This is a genomic window from Pedobacter sp. AK013 (assembly GCF_014205835.1).
Lineage (GTDB): Bacteria > Bacteroidota > Bacteroidia > Sphingobacteriales > Sphingobacteriaceae > Pedobacter.
On record NZ_JACHCQ010000008.1, the window covers coordinates 13,062 to 37,809 of the forward strand.

The 24,748-nt window shown below is 38.7% G+C and carries 20 protein-coding genes; 10 read left to right on the forward strand and 10 right to left on the reverse strand.

Annotated features, from left to right (window positions below):
- Positions 1–548: 548 nt before the first annotated feature.
- Complete coding sequence (locus HDC90_RS07385; RefSeq protein WP_184465329.1) at positions 549–1,160, forward strand: GIN domain-containing protein; 612 nt, start codon at positions 549–551, stop codon at positions 1,158–1,160.
- Positions 1,161–1,612: 452 nt separating this feature from the next.
- Here HDC90_RS07385 and HDC90_RS07390 read toward each other — a convergent pair whose 3' ends face one another.
- From HDC90_RS07390 to HDC90_RS07405, 4 genes are read right to left on the reverse strand one after another with little or no spacing between them, the layout of a single operon-like run.
- On the reverse strand, positions 1,613–2,338 hold the full coding sequence (locus HDC90_RS07390) for a LytTR family DNA-binding domain-containing protein (protein ID WP_184465330.1): 726 nt from the start codon (positions 2,336–2,338) through the stop codon (positions 1,613–1,615).
- Positions 2,335–3,450, reverse strand: a complete 1,116-nt coding sequence (locus HDC90_RS07395; protein WP_184465331.1) for a sensor histidine kinase — start codon at positions 3,448–3,450, stop codon at positions 2,335–2,337. The genes HDC90_RS07390 and HDC90_RS07395 overlap by 4 nt, the downstream gene beginning before the upstream one ends.
- A 5-nt stretch (positions 3,451–3,455) precedes the next feature.
- Entirely contained in the window at positions 3,456–4,898 is a 1,443-nt protein-coding gene (locus tag HDC90_RS07400; RefSeq protein WP_184465332.1) for a S41 family peptidase, read from the reverse strand.
- A gap of 55 nt (positions 4,899–4,953) precedes the next feature.
- Positions 4,954–5,133, reverse strand: a complete 180-nt coding sequence (locus tag HDC90_RS07405; protein WP_184465333.1) for a hypothetical protein — start codon at positions 5,131–5,133, stop codon at positions 4,954–4,956.
- Between the two features lie 527 nt (positions 5,134–5,660).
- On the opposite strand from HDC90_RS07405, the gene HDC90_RS07410 reads away from it, so the two are divergent.
- From HDC90_RS07410 to HDC90_RS07430, 5 genes are all read left to right on the forward strand, one after another.
- Entirely contained in the window at positions 5,661–7,232 is a 1,572-nt protein-coding gene (locus tag HDC90_RS07410) for a thioredoxin domain-containing protein (RefSeq protein WP_184465334.1), read from the forward strand.
- Positions 7,233–7,657: 425 nt separating this feature from the next.
- Positions 7,658–8,329, forward strand: coding sequence for a hypothetical protein (locus HDC90_RS07415; protein WP_184465335.1), 672 nt, complete (start codon positions 7,658–7,660; stop codon positions 8,327–8,329).
- Between the two features lie 9 nt (positions 8,330–8,338).
- On the forward strand, positions 8,339–9,490 hold the full coding sequence (locus HDC90_RS07420) for a peroxiredoxin (protein ID WP_184465336.1): 1,152 nt from the start codon (positions 8,339–8,341) through the stop codon (positions 9,488–9,490).
- A gap of 58 nt (positions 9,491–9,548) precedes the next feature.
- Positions 9,549–11,735: a peptidase domain-containing ABC transporter gene (locus HDC90_RS07425; protein WP_184465337.1), complete on the forward strand. Its 2,187-nt coding sequence runs from the start codon at positions 9,549–9,551 to the stop codon at positions 11,733–11,735.
- Positions 11,736–11,746: 11 nt separating this feature from the next.
- On the forward strand, positions 11,747–13,030 hold the full coding sequence (locus HDC90_RS07430) for an HlyD family secretion protein (protein ID WP_184465338.1): 1,284 nt from the start codon (positions 11,747–11,749) through the stop codon (positions 13,028–13,030).
- Positions 13,031–13,278: 248 nt separating this feature from the next.
- Here HDC90_RS07430 and HDC90_RS07435 read toward each other — a convergent pair whose 3' ends face one another.
- Entirely contained in the window at positions 13,279–14,628 is a 1,350-nt protein-coding gene (locus HDC90_RS07435; protein ID WP_184465339.1) for an ATP-binding protein, read from the reverse strand.
- A gap of 874 nt (positions 14,629–15,502) precedes the next feature.
- Here HDC90_RS07435 and HDC90_RS07440 point away from each other — a divergent pair.
- The 4 genes from HDC90_RS07440 to HDC90_RS07455 all read left to right on the forward strand — a co-directional run bounded on the left by HDC90_RS07440 (position 15,503) and on the right by HDC90_RS07455 (position 21,108).
- The gene (locus HDC90_RS07440) at positions 15,503–16,114 is read left to right on the forward strand and encodes a GIN domain-containing protein (RefSeq protein ID WP_184465340.1); all 612 of its coding nucleotides are present in this window, start codon (positions 15,503–15,505) and stop codon (positions 16,112–16,114) included.
- Between the two features lie 243 nt (positions 16,115–16,357).
- On the forward strand, positions 16,358–17,512 hold the full coding sequence (locus HDC90_RS07445; protein WP_184465341.1) for a transglutaminase domain-containing protein: 1,155 nt from the start codon (positions 16,358–16,360) through the stop codon (positions 17,510–17,512).
- Positions 17,513–18,435: 923 nt separating this feature from the next.
- Positions 18,436–20,352 (forward strand): histidine kinase, encoded by a 1,917-nt coding sequence (locus tag HDC90_RS07450; RefSeq protein WP_255497532.1) that lies wholly within the window; start codon positions 18,436–18,438, stop codon positions 20,350–20,352.
- Between the two features lie 9 nt (positions 20,353–20,361).
- A complete protein-coding gene (locus HDC90_RS07455) occupies positions 20,362–21,108 on the forward strand; it encodes a LytTR family DNA-binding domain-containing protein (protein WP_184465342.1) in 747 nt (248 codons plus the stop codon).
- A 226-nt stretch (positions 21,109–21,334) separates the two neighbouring features.
- Here HDC90_RS07455 and HDC90_RS07460 read toward each other — a convergent pair whose 3' ends face one another.
- The 5 genes from HDC90_RS07460 to HDC90_RS25710 all read right to left on the reverse strand — a co-directional run bounded on the left by HDC90_RS07460 (position 21,335) and on the right by HDC90_RS25710 (position 24,741).
- A complete protein-coding gene (locus tag HDC90_RS07460) occupies positions 21,335–21,859 on the reverse strand; it encodes a thermonuclease family protein (protein ID WP_184465343.1) in 525 nt (174 codons plus the stop codon).
- Entirely contained in the window at positions 21,841–22,050 is a 210-nt protein-coding gene (locus HDC90_RS07465; protein ID WP_184465344.1) for a hypothetical protein, read from the reverse strand. The genes HDC90_RS07460 and HDC90_RS07465 overlap by 19 nt, the downstream gene beginning before the upstream one ends.
- A gap of 89 nt (positions 22,051–22,139) precedes the next feature.
- A complete protein-coding gene (locus HDC90_RS07470) occupies positions 22,140–22,985 on the reverse strand; it encodes a hypothetical protein (protein WP_184465345.1) in 846 nt (281 codons plus the stop codon).
- A 10-nt stretch (positions 22,986–22,995) separates the two neighbouring features.
- A complete protein-coding gene (locus HDC90_RS07475; protein WP_184465346.1) occupies positions 22,996–24,324 on the reverse strand; it encodes a beta-carotene 15,15'-monooxygenase in 1,329 nt (442 codons plus the stop codon).
- A 69-nt stretch (positions 24,325–24,393) separates the two neighbouring features.
- The gene (locus HDC90_RS25710; RefSeq protein ID WP_370576576.1) at positions 24,394–24,741 is read right to left on the reverse strand and encodes a DUF6804 family protein; all 348 of its coding nucleotides are present in this window, start codon (positions 24,739–24,741) and stop codon (positions 24,394–24,396) included.
- Positions 24,742–24,748 lie beyond the last annotated feature (7 nt).

Consider the following 24,748-nt stretch of genomic DNA (forward strand, 5'->3'; position numbering starts at 1 on the left):
CCATAATAATTCATTATTTGATTCAATTGATCTAGCTTTAAGGCCTATTTTCTTTGTCAAGTCCCAAGAAAAACGAAGGTATAGCGCGGCTTTATTTATGCGATTTGAAGATATTGCATCATAACTGGCCGACATCTATGTCGGTCAGTTCGATCAAGATATGGCAGGTCTATTTATACCCTTATTAGTTTTAATGTGCTGAAAAAATTAATATACCCTAAAGGGTATAAACAACAATTCAACGCGCTAAATTATATCCTTTAAGGTATATCCTGATGTGTTCAAGAAATCAAGCTGTTCATGATATGTTGACAGACGAATAAAATGGACATCACCACATTTTTTAAAGGCCAAAAAACATAGGTATAGACACAAATGCTCGATTTATGCATATCTGGCTATAGAATTCGCAACGGTTCGTCTAGAAATTACAGGCGTTGGTCTAGTGGTTACCAACGCTGGTATAATACCGGGTTTTTGCCTGCAACGTTTGCTGTATAGCTGCGTCTTAATAACAAACAATAGCAAAAACCTAAAATATAAAAGATATGAAAACTCTAGCAAAAACAATATTCGCAGCAGCATTAACAGCAGTAGTATTAACCTCATCAGCCATGGCAACATTTGCCACAGAGCCCGTTAAAGCAGAAACAAAAACTTCTTCATTATCAAAATTCAACAGGATCTGGGTGAGCGGGAATGTGAAAATCGTCTTAACCCAAGGTGACAAGCAAAATGTAGAGGGTGCGAGCAACTATGATGCTGCAAAAACTTCAGTATCAACTGATGGAAAAACCTTATTTATCAATTCATTGGAAACAAGTCAGGTAACGCTGAGCATTACCGTAAAAGATTTGGAAAGAATTGAAGCTTACGGACAATCGGTTGTGGTTACCAGCAATAATTTTGATGTAAAATACCTGCAGTTATTTTTGGGCCAAAGTGCTACAGCGAAAATTAAAACTACCACAGGCAGTTTATATACCATCGTTAAGGATGATGCGGTATTAAAATTAAATGGTACTGCCGATCAAAGTACAATGATTGCAAGCAACATGAAAAATGTAAAATTAGCTGACTTTGCCAGTCTTAAATCAGAATCATATGCTTCTGAAGCAATTATGGAAGCAGAACAAAATGCAATGGTTTTAGCAAAATAATAACTTATCTTTCAAATGAATTAAGAGCTGTCCAAATGGGCAGCTCTTATATTTTCTCACAAATCCCTACTACTTTTAACCCTAATCTGACCTAGCACTAATCTCTTACCCTTATGTATGGGTATTATTCCCGGCAAAATGACATAATCACAGGCGAGCTCACACTGTGAATAGATTATACTGCTTTCTGTTGCCAAAATTTGCCTGCAAGCCAAATCGAAGCGTATTTGCCATTGGATTATTGGAGGGTGTACCGATCAGGTAAGATTGGTCTAGTGAAAGGACATTGTATTTTAGCCCAAGGCTGGTAGTGAGCTACGAAATATTCCCCTTATCGGGAATGCTGATAACAACGGCCCGCTTTAAAAAGAACTTTTCCTTAAAGAGATGTCTCTAGACGATCCAAAGCCTCCTCGCAATCAAGTTTGATTTACTTAAATGTAAAGAAGGAACTATATAATCTGCTTTTTCTTGATTGTTTCCATGAAGTGTTGCTTATAGGTTTCGCCAATTAAAATTTCTGATGAAATATTTTTAAGAATAACCCGGTTACCGTCAAGAGCAGTAATTTTATTTAATGCGATGATGAATGATTTTTGAACCCGGATAAAATATTGTTCAGGCAATTTTCCCTCGATGTCCTTCATGGTTGTCAGAGCTATGGTACGGATACCGTTGTGATGGAAAGCAACATAATTTTTCATGCCTTCGATATAATCAATATCGATGAGATTTATTTTGATCATCTTACCTTTGATCTGCCCTTTAACCATGAAATAATCTGTTTCTATCGAATCTTTAATCAAATTTGTTTTTGATTGGCTGATTGCCTTTTGGGCTTTTGTAACAGCCTGCAAAAATCGGGTCAGGGGGATGGGTTTAATGAGGTAATCGACCACGTCGAGATCAAATCCATCGGGAGCAAATTCGCGGTATGCCGTGGTCAGAATAAAATGATAATTTTCATGGCGGATGGTTTGAATGAATTCTATTCCTGATATTTCCGGCATATGGATATCCAAGAATATTAGGTCTACCTGCTGACCATTCAAAAAAGTAATCGCTTCCATGGGTTTTGTAAAACTGGCGATCAGGTTAAGCTGGGGAATAGATTTGATATAATGCTGTAAAACTTCTATAGCATGCGCTTCATCGTCAACAATAATACAGTTTATCATGTTAAAGGATATTGTGGTTTAGTGCTTACTGGCTGAAATAAAGTGGAGTGATTGTTGGTATTGTATGCTGTTGCCTTGTTGTGGTAGATCTGATATAAAGTCATTTCAAACGTGTAATCAGTTTCTGTTTCTTGGATAGAGAGCACATAGTCTTTTCCGTAATGATGGCTTAACCGTTTTCTGATATTTTCCATGCCTATGCCACTGGATAATTCTTTAGGGCCTTTTTTCTTTGCGTTATAGGTTTTCAACTGTACATAACCTCCCTCTTCACTAATGTTCAGGATGATTTTCGCTGGGTTTGACTCATCGGTACAATTACCGTGTTTTAATACATTCTCGACGATGGTAATCAGGATCAGGGGGATAATACGTGCATTTGCAGTACGGCCATGTACCTCGAAAAGTACTTGCAGTTCATGATTAAAACGGAGCTGATTAATGTTGATCACATTCCTGATGTGTGCAATCTCTTCTTCGATCAATGTGGTCTCGTCCTCCCTGTCCTGTTTTAAAGAATAGTGCATGATCTCACTCAGCGCCATAATTCCGTCGGCCAGTTCTGAAGACAGCGGCAATGATTTAGCATAGAAAAAATTAAGCGTATTGTTTAAAAAATGGGGATTGATCTGGGCTCTGAGGAAGGCATACTCCGCGTGGTGCTTTTCTTTTTCGATAATGCGAAGCCTTTTTTGATGTTTAATGGTTTCGTTGGAGTAATAATACCCGAACGCAAAAAATGAATATTTGATATATAGCCAAAGAACGGCAATTGCAAACGTCCAAACATGAAAAGTGGTGGTGGGCCCGCCATTGGCTTTTATCAAAGGCCGGATATGGTACGCTGTTACAAACCAGTGTACATATGAAAACAGGTAAACAGCAATTATCGCAATTATCAGAGGAATGATTTTTAACGGACTGACATATTTAGCGAATACAAAAATGCATAGGTAGAAGGTACAGATATTGGCAAACTGGCTAAAGAAAAAATCTCCGATACTAAATGCATAGTCTTTCGGATTAAGGGCAAATTCAATAAGGGTACTTATCAGCATATACACCAACCAAAAAATGACATGGAATAGTATTATTCTGTGATTTTTTTTCATGTCTTTTATTTTGTCCTGTTCGTTCTTACAAAATCTATCCAGTCAGATATTTTGAGTGGAATTTCTATATCAGGCTTGATTCCAATGTTATCCAGTGGTTGCCCGGGCAATCTTAATGATTTACAGGCCGGATAACCAAGGCGATAAAAACCGCAAGGCAGTTCAGCCCTGACCACTTCCAAATAGTCTATAGCCCCGGATGAGTTAGTGCCGTAAACTTTTACCTTAGAGCTTTGTTTTGCCTGTAAGATGAAAAGTTCCGCAGCACTCGCCGTGCTCTTGTTGACGATCAGAGATACATATTTTGGATAACTTAAGATTTTAGGCATTCTGACCGTATCGACAGGATATAAAGGATAAAGCTCACCAACGTGTGCTTTGAGAATACTGAGATTTCTCTCCAGTACCTTTTTTCTGGTGTCGGAAGCATTTGATGGGATCTTGCCATAATAATCCCGGATATTTTCTTCGGTGGCCAGTACGTTTGCGCCTTCAGTTAAAATAGGATTTGTATAGAGATACGGAATCAATTTATCATAGCCGAGCACTGAGCCACCATAATTGTTTCTAAGGTCGATTATTAAATGATCTCGTTTGTCCAGTTCACCAGCGTTTTTTTTGATAAGACTGTCCATCACTTTTACATTCTCTAATGATGCAAATGCAGGCATTTCAAATAAACAGGTTTTGTCATCCAAAACCCTAAACACCGAAGATACGGCAGAGTTCTGCTCATTTTGAGAGGACTGAGGAACAATAACTGAGTGCCTATACCATTTTACAGTAACATTGGCATCGCCAAGTATTAATGTATCATTTCTTTTATTAAATGAAAGAGAATTAAGCGAGTGATCAATAGCTCTGTAATACTTAAGGAAATACTGTCCGCCTTTTTGGGAGATCTTTAGTTTTACCTGCCCGGGCACCCATCGCGCACCGTCAGCCTTAATAATAAAGCCAATGAAATCATTTTTGTTTCCTTTGTCCCTGACTATCCCTATCTGGTAAGCTCCAGATTGATCTTTCCACAAGCCTTCCAAGCTGTCCCGACCAGTTTGCTTTTTGTTTAGATAAGTAGCGTAGAGCGAATCTGTCCAATTCGTTTTCTCCTCTTTCGAATAATAGGCTCTAATTTGTTCCTTGCTGTAGCTACTATCGTCGTAAGCGACACCAAGGTGCTTATCATTAAAGAAAGCAAGCCATGTCCTCAAAACCGGCAGGCACTGATAGGTAGCTGCTTTATTGGCTTCATTCTGTAGACTATCGGTAAATCTTTCAAATTTGTGTTTGTTTGATAAATTTACCTTGTCGCTATAACCAGCATAATTTTTTTTTATTCTTTCGACAACGAACTTAAAATTGTCCCCACAATTGCAGTTTTGGGCTTTTGAAGAAAAAAAAATGAAAATAAAAAAAAATGGAACGAGATTCCTTACATATTTGGACATATTGATTTTTATCAGTATTCAGTTTTTATGATTTGAAAATGCGTGCCTGACTTTATTAGTTGCTGACAGTACCAACCGTTGGCTTGTTTTCCACACAAGTAGGTTCGCTAGATAGGCCTGTTGTTACCGTGGTGTCTCCACCGTAAATTTGTCGCATTTGCTCTTTTGTAAGGTTCATGATCGGCTTTCTTTTGAAAACGAATTGTACTTTTTTTATTAGTTTCTTGTTGTTCATAATAATAGGTATAAAGTATCTGTGAAATTAATTAAAAGTATAATTTATTAGTATTGTTTCCAAGTGTAATACACCAAACGGTTATATTTCAGGACGAAATACGTGTATGGTCGGTACATCTTTTAAATAGAAATTCCAAGATCTATAAAAAAATATATCTGACCTGATCCAATTGCACTACAGATTTTCTGCGATTCCACGTAGTTTTTATGAGTCGAAAGTGTCATTTAGGATTTTTTTTCGAAATTTCTGTTCGATAAAGAACGCTTGGGCGGTTCGATTTCATCATAAAAAAAGCATTTCTTATCAGTTTTTTTTCGTGTTGGTCAATCAGCAGTAGGTATGTTGTCCATCTGAGAGACGGTTTGGTGTAATTGTGGTTCTGGCCCCTTTGATTAAAGATAAAAAGTGAGAAACTTAGTAAAAAACAAAGAGGGGGAGGCGAGCGTGGCCTATTCTACAAAAATTTTATTTGCAACCTACTTATTAATTACCTGAACAATAAATATAAGCGATCACAACTTAACATGAATTTCTTTACAACACAGAAACAAAACCTGGAAAGTATTGCTACTGACCTTTTAAAACACTTGCATGTTAGGGTGACCAAGCTGACGGCGGAGAATTGTGTACAGGAACATCCTGAATATCCCAGTATTTTATCATTGAGTGAATGTTTATATAAGTGGGATGTAAAAAATGACGCCTTTAAAATTGACAAAGCGGATTATGACCGTGATGATCTGTTATTCCCTTTCACTGCGCATTTCCCTGAACATGGCGGAAGATTTATTCTCGTACATGGAATTGAAGATGGAAACATACATTATAGCGATGAATACCAGAAACATGCTTTAATGAATGAAAATATTTTTCTTGAAAGATGGGATGGGGTTGCACTTTACGCGGAAAAAACCGATCAGAGCGGCGAGGAGGGTTACCTGGGACAGTATGTATTTGGTTTTCTACAAAAAATGCTTTATCCCACCGCGTTTGTTTTAGGGCTTTCAATCCTTGGGTTAACAATTATTTCTCATTCTTTTTTAGGTGGTTATCTCGCTGTGTGCCTGATCAAATGTTTTGGCTGCGCAATTAGCATGTTATTGCTTATCCAGAGTGTAAACCCAAGAAACTCACTTGTACAAAATCTATGCAGCCTAAGCGGTAAGGGCGGTTGTGATACCATCTTAAAATCGAAGTTCGCGCAATTGTCTTCTTGGTTGAGCTGGAGTGAGATCGGATTGTATTATTTTACGGGCTCGTTTTTACTATTACTGATATATCCTTCTTCTATCGGTTTACTGGCATGGCTGAATGTGCTCACGTTACCATATACCATCTGGTCACTAAGCTACCAGTTTTGGAATAAGCAGTGGTGTATTTTATGTTCTCTTATCCAAATTGTGCTTTGGGCTGAGTTCCTGGTGAATGTGAGTTTTCATTCTTTCGGTAAAACATTTGACGTAGCACTCTTATATATGCTGCCGATTTCTTTTTTGACGCCCATTGTCGTATGGTCATTGTTAAAAATATCATTTAAACGAGCGGTGCGGCCCTTCAAGCAACAATTGAATAAGTTTAAATATAATACTTCCCTATTCCGACAGGTTTTAACCAGCCAGCCTAGATATGCAGTCGGTGATGAGCTTTTTCCTATTTTATTGGGAAATCCAGCCGCTTCAACAGTAATTACTATGGTCAGCAATCCATACTGTGATCCATGCGCTAAAGCACACGCCCTTATGGAAGACTTATTGAAAACCAAAAAGGATATACTGGTAAAAGTCCTTTTTTCAACACCCGACCGGGATGATGATTTTCGCACGAAAGCCGCGCGGCATTTATCGGCACTGACCTTAGCAGATGACAAGGAGCTTGCTGGACAGGCGTTGGCACATTGGTATTCGAAAAAAGAAACCTATGAAAACTGGTCTGTTAAATATCCAATATCTGACAATGATAACAGTCACAATGTGAGGAAAATACAAAAAGAGTGGTGTGAAATGGCGGATATTACTTTTACGCCGACCATTCTCATAAACGGTTATAAGTTGCCGAGTGTATATAGTCCTGAAGATCTCAGATTTCTTCTGAACTGAAATATCTGATAGAGACATAGCGAATCGAAGTTGAAAGGAATTTTTGCGCAAAAAGGGCAGATAAGTTGCAACGAAGCTGTCCGAAAAACGAATGCCGGCGTTTACCTGCATCGCTGAAGTTGCTCCTGCGTGATGGACGACAAAAATATTTACAACAACGTAAACCTTTAAAAAATGAAAAAAGTAATGTTACTCAGCAAAGCTGAGATGAAAAATGTAACCGGTGGAAATGTATGTACAACTGGTAATTGGGCGAGTTATGATATCTGCTATAATTGCAGCATTGCGTATGGTCTTTCATCGGAGCATGCAGCGAATTCCTGCGCGCGTTATCAAACTAGTCAGACAACTTAAATTAAAAGTAAAATAACAGGTCGCATGACCTGTTATTTTTCCTATCTTACAATTATCAACTACCAAGTTATATGAAATATACCAAAACCCTATTCTTGTTGCTCTTGCCTGTTGTGACCTGTGGACAAGCGATGAACTATCAGATCAAGACAGTTCTCGGTACTAATGTTAAAGCTAAGTATGCCTATTTAGCGATGCCCAAAAATCTGAGCTCCACCCAGGATACGGGAAAGTTCCTGATTGTCCCGATCAACGATGGGATCGCCGAATTCAAGGGCACAGTTGACTTGGGTGATGATATTTTAAAGACTGCGTATATTTTTGTTGACGATAGGGCTAACATTACCATGCCTGAAACAATTTCCAAGGTAAAAGAAGGTATCTGGTCTGCTAAGGCAAGGCATATTGTTGTGGAAGATTTGACAGTGGAAATAAAAAATAAGGATTCTTTGGCATCAGCGCGCATTACAAAAGATGGGAAGCTGACCAAAGAAATGGAAGAATACTATCAGATGTTGAATAATGATCAAGAGATTGGATTTTTAAAAAAATATCCTGATTCACCAATGAGTCTCTTTCAATTGCAATATGTTGTCTTGATGTATGAACTTCCACTGCGTTCCCAGCTTGAAGCTCAGGGTAGAGATCCCCGGGCATATTATCAATTGCTGTCCGAGCGGCTAAGGTCAACTAAGCAGGGAGTTGCATTAAAGAAAAGAATGGATCGTCTTTTTGTAAAGTAAATAAATAGGATGCGATTATTAACCTTATTTTTCCTGGTCTGTTTTCAATCACAACTTTTATTTGCGCAGACAAGTAATCAAGGCCCTTTGAAGGTTATTGCAGATCTAAAAGGTTTGCAGGACTCTGTTCAAAAGATTGCTATTGTGATCAATACGATCAGCAGCGCTCCCAGCAGATATGATAGTGGTACCATTATCGATGGTAAACTGTCTTTTGCGATGGCTCTGGAGGAACCAATGCTCCTTAGCTTTATTTTCTATTGGAAAAAATCGAAGTCAACGTCAGTAAGTTTTTGGACGGGACCTTCCATGCAGGAGCTCTATTTTAAAGATGGCCTGCAGCCCGCATTGAGGAACAAAACACCTATTAACCAGGATTTTTTGGAAATAGACAGGCAGGAGCGTTCCATCAAATTCAAAAGGGATTCATTACTCAAAAACGTCAGCTATGAAAACAGGTCCATTGAACAGGTCGAAGGTGAAATATCCCGATTAAAAGATTCCCTTGCTACTGTTATTGAAGAGAACGCATATAAAAAAAATGCGCTCATATACAAATCATCTGTGGTAGGGTTATATGCACTTTGGAAATACGCAATGACGCCAATCGCGTCTCCAAGAATAAAATCTAAGCCCGACTTCATCCGTTCACTCTATCAATCGCTTGATACAGGGATAAAAAGTTTTCCTTCCGCGAAGATATTATCTGCTAAAATTGATGAAGCAAAAGCAATCGTAAAAGTACAGGAAAATATACCGGATCTTGTTTTGCAGGATCCAACGGGAAAAAGGGGGATTGCGCTGTCAAATTATAAAGGGAAGTATCTCTTGCTTGATTTCTGGGCAAGTTGGTGCGGGCCTTGCAGGGACGAAAATCCCGCTCTGATCAAAGCTTTCCAAAAATTTAAATCAAAAGGCTTTGATATTTTAAGCGTGACGCTTGATCGCCAGGGGGATAAGGATAAGTGGATCGCTGCCATGCATAAAGACGGTATAGATTTATGGTCGAATGTGAGTGATTTCGATGAAAAGGCTAAATCACTTTTCGGTGTCACCGCCATTCCCTCAAATTTTCTCGTAGACCCTACAGGCAAGGTCATCGCCCAGGACCTGCGGGGTGACATGCTGGAAAAGAAGCTCCAGGAGCTCTTTCCTAAATGATCAATACCTAAATATAAAACTGCTTACTTTACTGTTATTTATTTAACCAATTCCGAAATTGAAGTCCTTCGTCTACTACCAGCAGCCCGATCAAATGGACTGTGGCCCGACATGTCTGCGCATGATAGCGAAGCATTACGGCAAAAACTTTAGTCTTCAAAAGCTGCGAGATCTCTCTGGCATCAACCGTGCGGGTGTTTCGCTTTTGGGCATCAGCGAGGCGGCAGAGAAGATTGGCTTCAGGGCTAACGGAGCACGTCTGGATATTGAACTTTTAAATGAAGTTGAGCTCCCGCTTATACTGCATTGGAATAAAAACCATTTTGTAGTACTTTATAGGATAAAGAATGGCCGATATTATATTGCCGACCCGGGAAACGGGCTGATAACATACTCTGAAAGTGAATTGATGCAATATTGGATTGGAAAAGCTTATGATGGCAGTCTTGACGGGTTTGGGCTAATTATTACCCCCACGCCGCAATTCTATGAGCAACAGGGAGATGGTGGAAAACCATTAGACCTTTCTTATCTTCTCGGCTACCTAAAGCCGCATAGAGCATTGGTGGTCCAGATCTTAGTCGGTCTTGGCGTTGGGAGTCTCTTACAGTTGATCTTGCCTTTTCTTACCCAGTCTGTCGTGGACATCGGGATCAATACAAGGAACCTGAATTTTATTTATATTATTCTGATTGCCCAGACCATGCTTTTCATTGGCCGGATGAGTGTAGACTTTATCAGGTCCTGGATCTTGCTGCATATCAGTACACGCATCAATATTTCTATCCTAACCGATTTTCTCATCAAATTGATGAAATTGCCAATCAGCTTCTTTGACACGAAGATGACCGGAGATATCATGCAACGCATGAACGACCAGAAACGGATAGAATCTTTTTTGACAGGTTCTACATTGAGTGTTATATTCTCCATGTTCAACCTGGCTATATTTAGCTTTGTACTTGCTTATTATAACGTGACCATTTTCCTCATTTTTTTGGTAAGCACGATTTTATATAGTTTATGGGTTGTCATTTTTCTTAAGAGAAGACGTAAGCTTGATCTCAAACGATTTGATCTCTCTGCCAAAAATCAAAGTTCGATCGTTCAACTCATCAATGGGATGCAGGAGATTAAGCTTAATAATTGTGAGCAACAGAAACGCTGGGAATGGGAGCATCTGCAAGCCGGGCTTTTCCGATTTAGTATTTCCAGCCTGAAGCTTGGACAGTACCAACAGGCGGGGACTTTTTTTATCAACGAAGGTAAAAACATCCTGATTACCTTTCTGGTCGCCAAGTCAGTTATTGACGGCCAATTGACCTTGGGGGCTATGATGGCAGTTCAATATATTATCGGCCAGCTTAACAGTCCTATTGAGCAGATGCTGGGCTTTGTACAGCAGCTACAGGATGCGAAGATTTCGCTGGAACGTTTGAATGAAGTGAGAGAACTCGCAGATGAGGAGCCGGTTGAAAAAAGCTTTGTGAAAGAGCTTCCGGATGATATGAGCTTATCTCTACGCGATATCACATTTACTTACCCGGGAGCGGGAAACGAAGCTGTCCTTTCAAAGATAAACCTGATTATACCACAGGGTAAAACCACAGCTATAGTAGGCATGAGCGGAAGCGGTAAAACAACCATATTAAAACTATTGCTGCGTTTTTACCAACCGCAAAAGGGCGATATTAAAGTCGGTAGCGGTTACCTTGACCAGATCAGCTTTCGTTATTGGCGCGGCATATGTGGGGTGGTGATGCAGGACGGGTTTATTTTTTCAGATACCATTGCCAAGAATATTGCTGTTGCAGATGAATATCCGGATATGGTCAAGCTTAGGCACGCCGTCCACATGGCGAATATAACAGATTTTATAGAGAGCCTGCCTCTTGGCCTGAATACGAAAATCGGCACCGAAGGAAACGGCATCAGCCAGGGGCAACGGCAAAGGATACTCATAGCGCGGGCAGTATATAAAGATCCCGAATACATCTTTTTTGATGAGGCAACCAACGCCCTGGATTCCAATAATGAAAAGGTAATCATGCAGAATCTGGAGAACTTTTTCAAGGGACGGACGGTCGTCGTAGTGGCGCACCGGCTGAGCACGGTTAAAAACGCCGATAATATCGTGGTGCTGGACAAGGGTATCATTATAGAACAGGGAACACACGCTGAATTGACCAGCTTGAAGGGCGAGTATTTTCAGCTTGTGAAAAACCAATTGGAATTAGGTGATTAATTTTTATCGTTATGCCAGAGAATAGATTACAACCGCAGGTTAACAGCGAGGAAATTGACGAAATTATTACTGCGGTGCCGTCATGGATATTGAAGTGGGGAATTACCCTGGTATTCGGCATTTTGGGCAGTATAATCTTACTATCCTCATTTATCAATTACCCCGACATCGTTAAAACCAGCCTGAAGGTCAACTGCCTAAATGCCCCTAAAACCGTACTTGCCAAACAGACGGGAAAGCTTAGTGCCTTGCTTGTTTCAGAAGGGCAGTCCGTAAAATCGGGACAAGCCTTGGCGTATCTGGAAAGTACTGCAAACGCTAAGGATGTGGTGAGGTTGAATCAGGAGCTGAAAAAAATACAATTAAGGATTGCGAAACGCCAATTTGAAGCTATTTTACTACCTGAGGGGCTAAATATCGGCGAGCTTCAGGGCAGCTATCAGAACTTTTACGGGCAGTATCTGCAATATCAGGCAACCACCAAAAATGGGTATTACCTTAACCGTATGGCGTTTCTTGAAAAGGACCTGAAAGATATCAAGGCGTTGAACAGCCAGATCTTAAAACAGCAGAAAATCCAACAACAGGAATATAAGAACCAGGAAGAGGAGTACGAGGCGTATAAAAAATTATATAAGAACAAGGTCATTTCCCGAAGCGAATTTACCCAACAGGAAAACAAATATTTAGCTTCAAAATACCCATTGCAGCAAACTGAAACAGCCATCCTTAATAATTCCGGGACTTATAGCGCTAAAGAAAAAGAGCTTTTGGAACTGAACCATACTATCTCAGAAGAACAGGCCAAATTTGTCCAGGCGTTAAACCAATGTATTACTGAGAGTGAGAATTGGATGATGGAACATATCTTATTTGCCCCTGTTGATGGCAAGGTAAGTTTTGCAGGCATCGTACAACAAAACCAAAATATACAAGCGGGTCAAGAGGTTTTCATTATCAATCCGGGCAATACAGATTTTTTCGGTGAAATACATATTCCCCAGTACAACATGGGAAAAATAAAAAAGGGTGCGAGCACTTTGGTTAAATTGCGTAGTTATCCCTATGAACAGTATGGGATGATCAGGGGAAAACTAACCTATATTTCTGACGTGGCTTATCGCGACAGTGTATTTGTCGCAAAAGTAAGCTTCGAACATTTCGAGAATAAAGACAAAGAGCATAAAATCGTATTAAAGAACGGTATGCAGGCAGATGCGGAAATTATTACAGAGGAAAGTTCGCTACTCCAACGTTTTTTCAGAAATATAACCAAAATGATGAATAGTCACTAAATGGGATTTTCCAAAAATGGCCACTTGGTTCAAGCCAATGTGACAAGGATTTTTAGTTAAACTGGATAAACCACTGTCTATCGACCCTGCCTCGCTAAAAGATAGTTTCATTGTATGGTCTTGATTATCAGTGTATTGTGAATAAGATAAGATTGGTATAACGGGGTCAAAAAAATTGGTTTATCCAATTAAGCCTACGATTTAGTCAATTTTAAATCTTTTGAAAAAATTCGTGTAAACTTGCTAATCTAGATTTGTGTTTTGAACCAGGTTAGGTAATTCTCGATTTGAGATACCAGATAATAAGGGAGATTCAATAGTTTGTATTTCTTTCCGCCGGGGGTAACGGCATCAGTAATGTGCAGCGAGCCTGCATAAAATCGGATGGCCATATGATGTGGAGACAGATCCATAAACATACGCAAAGATTTTAATTTACCTTCAGCTCCTGATTTTACTTCTACCGGAATGAGTTGCCCTTCAAAAGGTACAACGTAGTCCACCTCCGCACTTGAAGTAGTCTTCTCCCGTACCCAAAAATGGAGTGCACTTAAGGATTTAAACTGTGTGGCTAATAATTCCTGGCCAACCAAGTGCTCAATTAAGGTCCCTTGATAAACTTTATTTAAATCATCAGTTCCTAAAATCTCCGTCTGTATACCAGCAAAATAATTAAGCATTCCAGTATCCAGCACCTGAAGCCTTGGAGATTTCCGATAGTCTGGCAGCAAAGGCAGTTTTACATCACTTGACGGGTAAATGAGCTCAATTAACAGCGCCTTTTCCAGCGTTCTTAATGCTTCTCCCATATCCCTGGACCGGTAGGGCGAATTTCCGAAACCTTCAAATTTAATACGCTGACCGGCCTTTCCAAATGATGCCCTTATCGCATGACCTATATGTAATGCCTGTGCACTTGTGCCAGCATATTTCTCAACATCGTCCAGATATGCCGTAATCAACGAATCGAAGATTGATGACAATTCCAGTAGATCTTTGTTTTTACTATACGCTGCAATAACTTCTGGCATTCCCCCTATAAGTGCATAGGTATGAAATAGCTGCATGAGTTTATCATGTGTAAAGGATGGTGCGGGTACCTGTTGTAAATAATTTATCGCTTCCCGCTCATCCATAGCACTCAAAAACTCTGGAAAAGAAACAGGTCTTAAAACCATATATTCCACTCTTCCGACCGGAAAGCTAATGTTTTTATCAAATAAAGTTTCGAGCATACTACCCGCGGCTATTACCGCAATCCCTGGTTGGTCTTCATAAAAATAACGTAGAATGTTTAAGGCCTCAGGCACTTCCTGTATTTCATCAATAAACAAAAGTGTATCGTTTCTTTTGGTAAGCGATTGGTTTTTAATAAAAAACAAAGACTGCACGAGTAATTCGATCGTTGTGAACTCTTCAAAAGGCTTTCTGTCAGCAGCAAGTTCCAGATTGAGATAGATATACTGCTTAAATTTTTTTGAAAATTGCCCAATAACGGTCGTCTTACCTACCTGTCTAGCACCTCGTATCACTAATGGCTTACGATTTGATTTAGTAAGCCATTTTTCTAACTCTGTAAATATTATCCTATCGAACATTTGACAAATTTTAATTCCAAAACTACTTGTTGTTACAAAATTAGGCTTAATTAATGAATATTTCGTCGCAGAATTAGGGTTAATTAATTGCTTTTCTGTTACAGAATTAGGGTAAATTTAATTAATAATTGTAATAGAATTAGGGTAAATGTATGTGTTGTTGTTACTGAAATGCTCGTGAAAATCATTTATTAATTTTCCTGATATTTTGTAGCTAGGTTGTGTTTAGATGATTTTTCTTGTGTTAAACGAATTCATTTCGTAAATTTGAGTGATAACATTTGAGCTCAATAACAGTCATTTTGGATCGTTAGTGAGTCGTAATTGTGTTTTTCAAGTATTTGATATACAGAAAGTTATTTAGGTAAAGCTTGTTCTGGCTTCGTCGGGACCACAAGACAAGAACCTTGTAATTTTTTGCAAAAGTTCTTGTCTTTTTTGTTTGGCAAGTGGAAACCTGATTTTTTCCAGAAAATATCAAACGAATAATCTTTCTCTTCCTCTCAACTGCGAACCTTTAGTACATCAGGTTATTTAAACTTATATTTTCTTAAATAACTTATATGGTTTTAAAGTGGCATGCATTGATCAGCATTCCGAATTCACTTTTACAAAAAGGGTTGGATTAATAATGTTTAGGCGATTCGTCGTTCTAACCTGATAGGAAACCGTAATGCGATAAGCTTGAAGATTAACTTAATATGAGCAAGCGAGGTTCAAGCTATTAATCACTAATAACAGTTCGTCTAGAAATTACAGGCGTTGGTCTAGCAGTTACCAACGCTGGTATAATAACGGGTTTTTGCCTGCAACGTTTGATGCCTTGTTGCGTCTTAATAACAAAACAACAGTAAAAACCTAAAATATAAAAGATATGAAAACTTTAGCAAAAACAATATTCGCAGCAGCATTAACAGCAGTAGTATTTACTTCATCAGCCATGGCAACTTTTGCCGCTGAGCCAGTTAAAGCAGAAACAAAAACTTCTTCTTTATCAAAGTTTGATAGGATCTGGGTGAGTGGTAACGTGAAGCTTATCTTGACGCAAGGTGATAAACAAAATGTAGAAGGTACCAGCAACTATGACGCTACAAAAACCTCAGTATCAACTGATGGAAAAACCTTGTTCATCAATTCAATGGAAACAAGTCAGGTAACACTGAATATTACCGTAAAAGATTTAGAAAGAATCGAAGCCTATGGACAATCGGTTGTGGTAACCAGCAATAATTTTGATGTAAAATACCTGCAGTTATTTTTGGGCCAAAGTGCTACAGCGAAAATTAAAACTACCACAGGCAGTTTATATACCATCGTTAAGGATGATGCGGTATTAAAATTAAATGGTACTGCCGATCAAAGTACAATGATTGCAAGCAACATGAAAAATGTAAAACTAGCTGACTTTGCCAGTATCAAATCTGCCTCATATGCTTCAGAAGCGATTATGGAAGCAGAGCAAAATGCAATGGTTTTGGCAAAATAGAATACCAATCAGATAAGCTAAAGCTGCCCATTGGGCGGCTTTTTTTATTTAAGGAGGATTCAAAGAATATTTCTGTATAATGAGAAACCATAATGATTGTATGTTTTAGAATTAGGTATGGATCGTTTTTATATCTGCCTAGTAACCTTGACTTTAAGTCGGAAATTATTATTTTGATTCGATGCAACCTTTCAAAGTTTTCGGACGTCTTTGATTTAAGTCTGAACCTTAAACTAATTGAAAATGAAACGCACTATTCTATTCTTACTCCTTTTTCCAGTAACAATCACATTCGCCCAAAAGCAACTGAAAATTGTTAAGGCAACTTCTACCAGTGTTGATATCAAAGATGATAATTACCCGGTCAGAAAGAACGCTTGGACGGTCATGCCTAAAGAAAAATTAGATGTATATACAACCTCAGCCAAAAAAGTAACTTTCTATACGGACAAGGAATCCATATCTTTTAATGTCGATCCAAAGGTCGGGGAATATGATTTTATTATTCTGGTAAATGGAACCGATACCGCAAGAACACAGGTTAAATACGATGCAAAGGCACCAAGCCGGAAACCCATTGCCTACCTGGATACTCTTCAAAAGGCGGGAAAATATAACCTTTCAGACAGACGTGAAGTCCCGGTCTTTACCTACCAATCAATGGAGAACCCTAATCTGGTGCGCATCAGAAAGGAGCTCAGGCTGGATTCAATCGCGGGCAAAGGAAATGAGCTTTCTCAAATCTTCAACCTCATGCATTGGGTACATAATCTCATCAGGCACGATGGAAACAGCGATAACCCGAACCTTAAAAATGCGATTGAGCTGATCAGGGTGTGCCGGGAGCAGAACCGTGGGGTAAACTGCCGCATGCTGGCCACAGTACTTAACGAATGTTACCTCGCTATGGGCATCACTTCCAGATATATTACCTGTATGCCAAAGGAGACTAACTTTGATGATTGTCATGTAATTAATATGGTCTACAGCAAGGACCTTAGCAAGTGGATATGGATTGACCCCACCTTTAATTCGTATGTGATGGATGAAAAAGGCAACCTGCTCGGTATACAGGAAGTAAGGGAGCGATTGGTAAAAGGTATGCCGCTGGTATTAAATGCGGATGCAAACTGGAACCGCACCGCGCTACAATCCAAGGAATATTACCTCCAGACCTATATGGCAAAGAATCTTTACCGCCTGGAAACACCCGTAGTTAGCCAGTATGATACCGAAACCTGGACCAGCGGAAAAGAGGTGGCCTATGTGGAACTGTTGCCATTGGACGGTATTGTTCAGGGGCCGCAGAAGAGAGAATCAATAAATCAGAAAACAGGGGTTAAATTTATCAATTATAAAACCAATAATCCTGAACTGTTCTGGACTACACCAAGATAACCTGCCATGAAAAATATAGAAATACCCCTTTGGCTAATCTTAAGAAGGAGATTCAAAAAACCTATAAATTGACCGCCACTCTTGTTTTTTTTGGGGTTTTTCATTTTTAAAGTACTTTTAGTTTACCCATCCTATAATTTGCCAATTGCTGCCAGTTACACGGTCTAATTGCCCGGAAAATATGTTATTTGCGCCTTTTGAATGCGTTGCCATAATTTTTGCTTTTTAAGTGAGATAATGTTTGTTTAAAAAAGGACCGCTGTTTATATTACTATGTTTAAATCCCTGCTCAAACTTAGCTACTTGACAACACTGCACCACATTTTGAGCTAAAATGGACTAAAATGGACCCTTATAGCTGGTCCGTAGTGCGGGAAGCGGGGGTATTTGTTGCAGACTGGTTTAGGGCAGCCTAACCATAACGGGTGTGTCCAATCGGCCAAAGCAGGCTCTGGCTTTACCTTTTAGGTAACCAAAGGGTACAGCCAGGGTAACCGTGAGGTAACCCTGGGGTTAACCTGGTAGCAAGAAAGGGTAAACAACAAGTACAGAAAGGGTAATCAAATTCGGCTTTTTTGTCGGCTTTCCTGGTAGGTGACCAACAAATTTTTCAGCTAAAAACGATTGCTATCCGGTAGTTTCAAAGGCTTTAAAGCACCGTCTTTTACCCCTAAGTTAATTGCCTTTTTTCTAAGGAAAAACGCATACAACACCGCCAATAAGCTGCATATCCATATCCGGGCCTTTGTTGGTATATTGCGGTAATTTTCAGATAAATATTAAATCGGTACAGATATAGAATGAAACCTGACAGATATTTGTCTGCTGTTTTTTTTAGCGTATACTATTTATACTTTTAAAGAATAATTCAACCCGCACCCAATTAGTGGTGTTAAATGTATGATAAGCCAATTCTTTCGTTAATGAACACCTGTGCGAGAACCCTGATTATCCTTTCTACGATTTGTTTTCTTATTCTTCCAGCTTGCAGAAATAAGGAAAATACCCCTGATGTTGAGCACCAGATGGTTAAAAAAACTGCTTTTCGGGATAATTTATCGCTTATCCTTTCTTTCGATACCTTATCAACTGAGGCGATAAAAAAGATAATTTACCAGCAAGACAGCCTGTTGGACAAGGACCCCGATAAAGAATCAAATCCCTATTATCATTATTTCCATGCCAGAAAATATGTTTTTGAAAAGAAAAGAGACAGCGCCTTAATTGCTTACCAGAAAATGAAGGGGCTAAACCCGAATGATGATATTGAGTTATTGAAAACCTATCGTATTTTAAACCATAAAATGGTCGGTGGATCTATGGTAGAGTCTGCTTTAATGAGCCAGATTTTTGCGGCTTTGAAAATCTCTGAACAGGCCCATAGCCGGTTAACCTATTCTTTTTATGATTTGCTGGCACAGGCCTATTTTCAGAACAATAACGAAAAAAAATCAATTGAATATGCGGCTATTTACTTTAAGCATCATCCCTTTAATAACCACCCTGTAATTAAACAACGCTATTTTGATATTTCGTTCCTCCTGGCATCGCGGTTGGGCGATTTTAAAAAAATGACATATTATAACGCCCAGGCAAGGCGTTTGGCAGCGCAGGTTGGCGATAGCCTGGCAATAGCCCGCACTTACGATAATGAAGCACAGATTTACAGCCGGCAATCACAAACTGTCAAAGCCCTGGCCTGCAGTAAAATTTATTTCAACTACCTTAAAAAAAACAATAACCTAAATGGTATTGCTTACAATAACCTGGCTACTGCATTTTCTCAGAATCATGAGCCCGATTCTGCCATTAAATATTACCAGGCAGGTATAGCTTTCGAAAAACGCGATGCATCAGCCAGGCAAAAAGATATCTATTACAACGGCCTGATCGAAGCTTATAAAATGAAGGGCGATTTTGCCCATGCGCTTCAGGCCGCAGATTCTGCCTATACGATCGAACTGCGCAATTTTAAAGCGGTCGAAGCCGTTAAGGTTGCCGAAATTCATGAAAAATATGAGGCAGAGAAAAAAGACCGGAATATAGCAGAATTAAATAACCGCAATAAACTGAACGAAACCATTATTAAACAGCAACGTTTAACAATTTTTTTAACCCTGCTGGTTTTTCTGGGTGTAGTTTCTTTCTTTTATATCTTTTATCGCCAGCAGCGCTTAAGAGAAAAAAATAAACTGCTTAAATCAGAAAACCAGCGGCTAAATGTAGAGCAGAAAATGCTTCAGGCACAATTAAATCCACATTTTATTTTCAATGCCATTGCAAATTTGCAAAGCCTGGTTGCCTCCGGGCATGTTGAAGAATCAGTATCTTATTTGCGGTCTTTTTCGGGCTTGCTGCGCGGGGTGTTAGAGCAAAACAGAAAAGATTTTATCGAAATTGAAGAAGAAATAGCTTCTTTAAATAATTATCTTCAGTTACAGCAAATGCGTTATGCTGATGCTTTCGATTATAAAATTATTGTTGATGATCAGCTGGACCAAAACGAAACGCTCATCCCGCCAATGCTCATTCAGCCTTTTGTAGAGAATGCCATTGAGCATGGTTTCCGAAATATTGCTTACAAAGGCTTGTTAACCATATCTTTCAAGGTAAAAAACGATTTGCTGGTGATTGAAGTTGAGGATAATGGCAGCGGGCTGACCAAAAAAACAGTCGAAGATCAAAAGAAGCAGTCGTTGGCCCAGATAATCTTAAAAGAGAGAATTGATTTACTTTTTACTGCTAAAGGGCAGAAAGCGGAGTTTAATGTAAATAACAAAGGCGGGGACACTGCAACAGGTGTGTTGGCCGAAATCCAGATTCCCATAATTAATCATTAAATAGCAGTTATGAAGCTTTATATTTTAGAAGATGAAATCCGGATATTGCAACACATTTTACAAATTGTTAAGAAATTGGCATACCTGGAAGTAGTTGGCACGGCTGGAGAAATTAAAGTGGCTACGAAAGAAATACCGGTGTTAAAACCAGATATTATTCTGGCCGATATCCGCTTAAAGGATGGCGATAGTTTCCACCTGTTTGATGAAATCGGTGTTACCGATTTTCAGGTTATTTTTCTCACCGCCTACGATCAATATGCTATACAGGCGCTTAATTTAGGAGCCTTTGGCTATCTGCTCAAACCTATCGATGAGGTATCGCTAACGGCACATTTAAACAAATGTTACCATCACCGTGAGCAGGAAACTTTAGGGCAGCAACAGCTTGCTATTGCTAAAGAGCATTATCTTGCCCAGGGAATGGCCGCTGCGAAACGGATTGCGTTAAAAAGCCTTGAATATATAGAGGTTGTAGCCATTGATGATATTATGTACTGTAAAAGTGATAAAGGTTACACCACATTCTACCTGAATACCGATAGCGAGATCTTGGTTTCTAAAGGATTAAAGGAATATGAAAGTTTGCTTACGCCCTTTGGTTTCTTAAGGTGCCATCAATCGTACCTGATTAATTTTAAATACGTTAAAAAATACTACCGCGAAGGTTATTTACAAATGGAAAACAAGGAAAATATTCCGGTTTCGAGCAGGAAAAAGGAGGAAGTGCTTCGGTATCTAGAAAATATTGCATAGGGCTGCCTCTGGGAGTAAAAGAAAGTCTATTTTAGGAAATTGACTAAACATCGTGCAGTGTTAAGTGTTTATTTTGTATCATATCAAAAATAGATTCATCAAACCAAATTTTTGTAATGCTGATTGATCGAACTCAGATAGTTTTCTTAATATTCTGCAGCTGGTTATAGCTTGATAATTTTTCTTGTGTAACACGATTAGATTATGGCACCGAGAAATAATGGCACTACTTTGCCAAACTATGCTTCGTTTCCCGCCATGCCCAAGGCGCTACGGCATCTGCTTCTTGCCAAAGGCCTACTTTATTTTTCCTTGCAATGATTTCCAATTGCGCATATAGCGGATCGCTGGAGTATCTTTTAAAATGCCAGGCCATTCCGAGTTTAATCATTTCCTGGTTCACCACCTGTTTGTTCCCGTTAACGACTACTGCGATTAACCTTTTATAACGATCGTATTTTTGGCCTTGAACATTAACCATTTGCCCGAAACATAAATCGGACAAGGCTTTTTTAGCGTTATTGCCGTATGGTTGCGATCTGCGTTTCTCAGGGCAATCGATATGTGCTAAACGGATTTTTATAGGCTGATGCCGATACAGGACCTCCATCGTATCTCCATCTAAAATCCGGATGACTTTGGCTGTAAAAACAAGATGGGTGTAATCCAGCTCTTTACTCTCCCATGGCTGAATGTTGCAAGCCTGAAACACAAGAAAAAAGATCAGCAGGCTTACTTTTCCCAGCCGCATAGTGTTTTTCCGTCTTTTTTGACTTTTTCTATATCCACCTTTATAATTTTATAGGTACAATTGCTTAAACCGCGGCAACTGGAGGTATAGTGGTATTTTTTAGCACCAGGACTGTTGCAGATGTATACGGTTGTACTTTCTTTGCAGGTAATGTTGGTAAAGAAAAAGAGTAATAGGGAAAGCGTTTTCATGATTGTGGAAAGGTATTATTGAAAAGGGTTAATTAACAAGTTGTGATATAGGTGAATGTTGCTGGTTTAAAAATTAGTGAATAGATAAACTATTTTTCCGAAATAATTTTTTGGAGCACGGGAGATAAATTGGCAGGCAGATCAGTTGAGATTAAGTGGAATTTTTTCACCTTCATAGCTGTAAACCAATCTGCCCAGTATTGTTTAATCACATCTTCTTCATATGGGTTCTGTTTTGATGGATTAATGCCTAAAACAATAATTTCCAGATCTTTTAAATTATAAGGAAAAGAGATGAAACCCAGATTATTCTTTTTCATGATTGCCCGATAATCAGAAGAGATAAGCTTTTTTGATTGGATAAATGCAGGGGTGATGTAAGAGCTTTTACCTTTATCTAAAAATTTACTGTTTTTATGATACATGTAACCATCGGTTAGTATCACTAATATATTTCGTTGTTTGTCTTTAATACAGTAATTCTGAACATTATTTTTGAAGAACTTCCAGATATCGGAACCAACATAATTATTCTCTTTAATAGTGTGTAAATAGATTTTTGAAGAAGTTTGTGTGTAAACATTATCTACGCTAAGAATGTCCTTTTTATTTGTTTTTGAGTTAAAGCTTACCTTCAATAGTTGACTCAAGTAATCGATATTTGGAATTTTAGGAATGGGATCAAAGAAAACCTGCATCTGATCATTTAAAAGCATTATTTTTTTCCCTTTTACATGATTAACAAAAGCTGTTTCTATAGATTTTATGTATCCAAGATCCCTCTGAAAAAAATCGGGGTTCTTTTTGGGCGCAATCCTATCTGATAAATCTAACAAAAAGCTAATGTTCAGGCTCTGATTTTGCGCTTTAATTCGTTCGGCGAAAGTACTGGCGATCAAAAAGATCAGCAATAAACTTAGTAGTTTTCTTTTCATGCTTGCGAGTTTATAAGGTAGATACATAAACAGAATTTTGTGAATCTTCGCTCGCCCCTACATTTTTAAGGTTCTCATGGTAACAAGCAATACATTCGTTTTCGAGTGCACTTTTTTCGTATTGAGAAATGTGCAGTTTCTGATTGATGAATGTAATCCAGCCTTGCATATATTCTGAGGCATACAGTACATATTCTTTAGTGGGAATAATTACAGCGTCAATTATGCGCTGTAGTGTAGTAACACGTCCTTGCGCCTCAACCGATGATTTTTTAATCTCATTAAGTTCTTCTATCAATTTGGCTTTTTGGAGTTCGATATCCCCTATCCTATCTTGATGAATTTGAATGTCCTTTTTTCTGCGAAGTTGTTCGTGTTTGATTTTGTCTTTTTCGCGGTGCTCTTTCATGATAAAATCGAATACCACCCCCCAGATTAAATACACCACAAAACCTGCAAAGATGATTCCCCAGAATTGGATTTTGCCAAAGGCAATGAGGAGATTAAATGCAGGCGTATCAAAAGTTTTGGTGAGTTCGTAAATCTTTTCTTCTATTTGATAGGCCAAAATAGCATCGAAAACAAAGGTGGTAAGTAAAAGCAAACCTATTTTGGTATAATTTTTCCAGCTTTTGTTCTCGCCAAACATATGGATTAAATACCCTAAACCTAAAAATACAAATGGGATAAAAGTTACAAAGGCACCTTCGAGTGATCCATCTTGCCATGCTTTTGAAAAAGCCTTTGAATCGAGTACATTCATAATGATAGTACTATTGGCATCAAAAGGTTTAAAAAAGGCCGAATAAGAGGTAGAAATATAAAAGGTAAATAAATACAGACTTAAGGGCATCAAGATGATCAAGCCGATCCAGAATTTGGTTGAAGCACCCTTTGAAGTACTAATGTGATATTTTTCGGGGTTCCTGGCCAGATCATTAATTTCGAACTTTAATTCTTCAATATTGTCCTTTACAGCCCTGATATCGGTTTCTACCCTGCTAATCTGCTGTTCTTTATTCTCTTTGCTGATGCCAAGCGTTTTGATTTCGGTTTCCTTGGTTTTCTGCTCGTTAATATAGGGCTCTTTGGCCAATTGCTGTTTTTCTACCAGCTCCTTTTCTTCGTTTTGGAATTTGGCATAAATGGCATTCAGGCATATCGAAAGCGCCAAAGGGCTACCACTGTTTCGTGATCCATCTCTAAAGCCTGCTTCGTGGTAAGTTCTTTTTCTAACTTCCTCTGTCTCTTCTGCAACGGGTTCTTTGATCTCTACATTTTCATCTTGAGGTGCTTCAATTTTTTTTGGACTAAAAAATTCTTCAATTTGGGCAATCATAATGTTAAGTTTTGAGTTTGATTTATTAATTCATGATTATATTTCACGCTGTGGGGAAACAATCCGGTCTCAGGCGTATGATTTTTGAACGGGTAAGACCTCAGTAGTCTTTTCTTCTTTTTTTGCAGATTGTTTTTTGTTATAAAAGGCGATTAGTAAAAAGAGTAATCCGGTGATTACATCAAGAGGGATCCAGATACCTTTTCGGTGCAGATAAATGGGGAATAACGGATTAAAAAGGATAAGAATGAGTATAAAAACTGCTATTAAAGAATAGTTTTTTTGTTTTATCCAGATGTAAATCAGCAATAAGGCCCCAAGTGATACAATAGCTCTAAGAAAGGTGTAGTATTCAATAGGCAACTTTAATATTGCCGCAAAACAACAAAGAGCGCAGATGACGAGAAAAACTCTCATAATTATA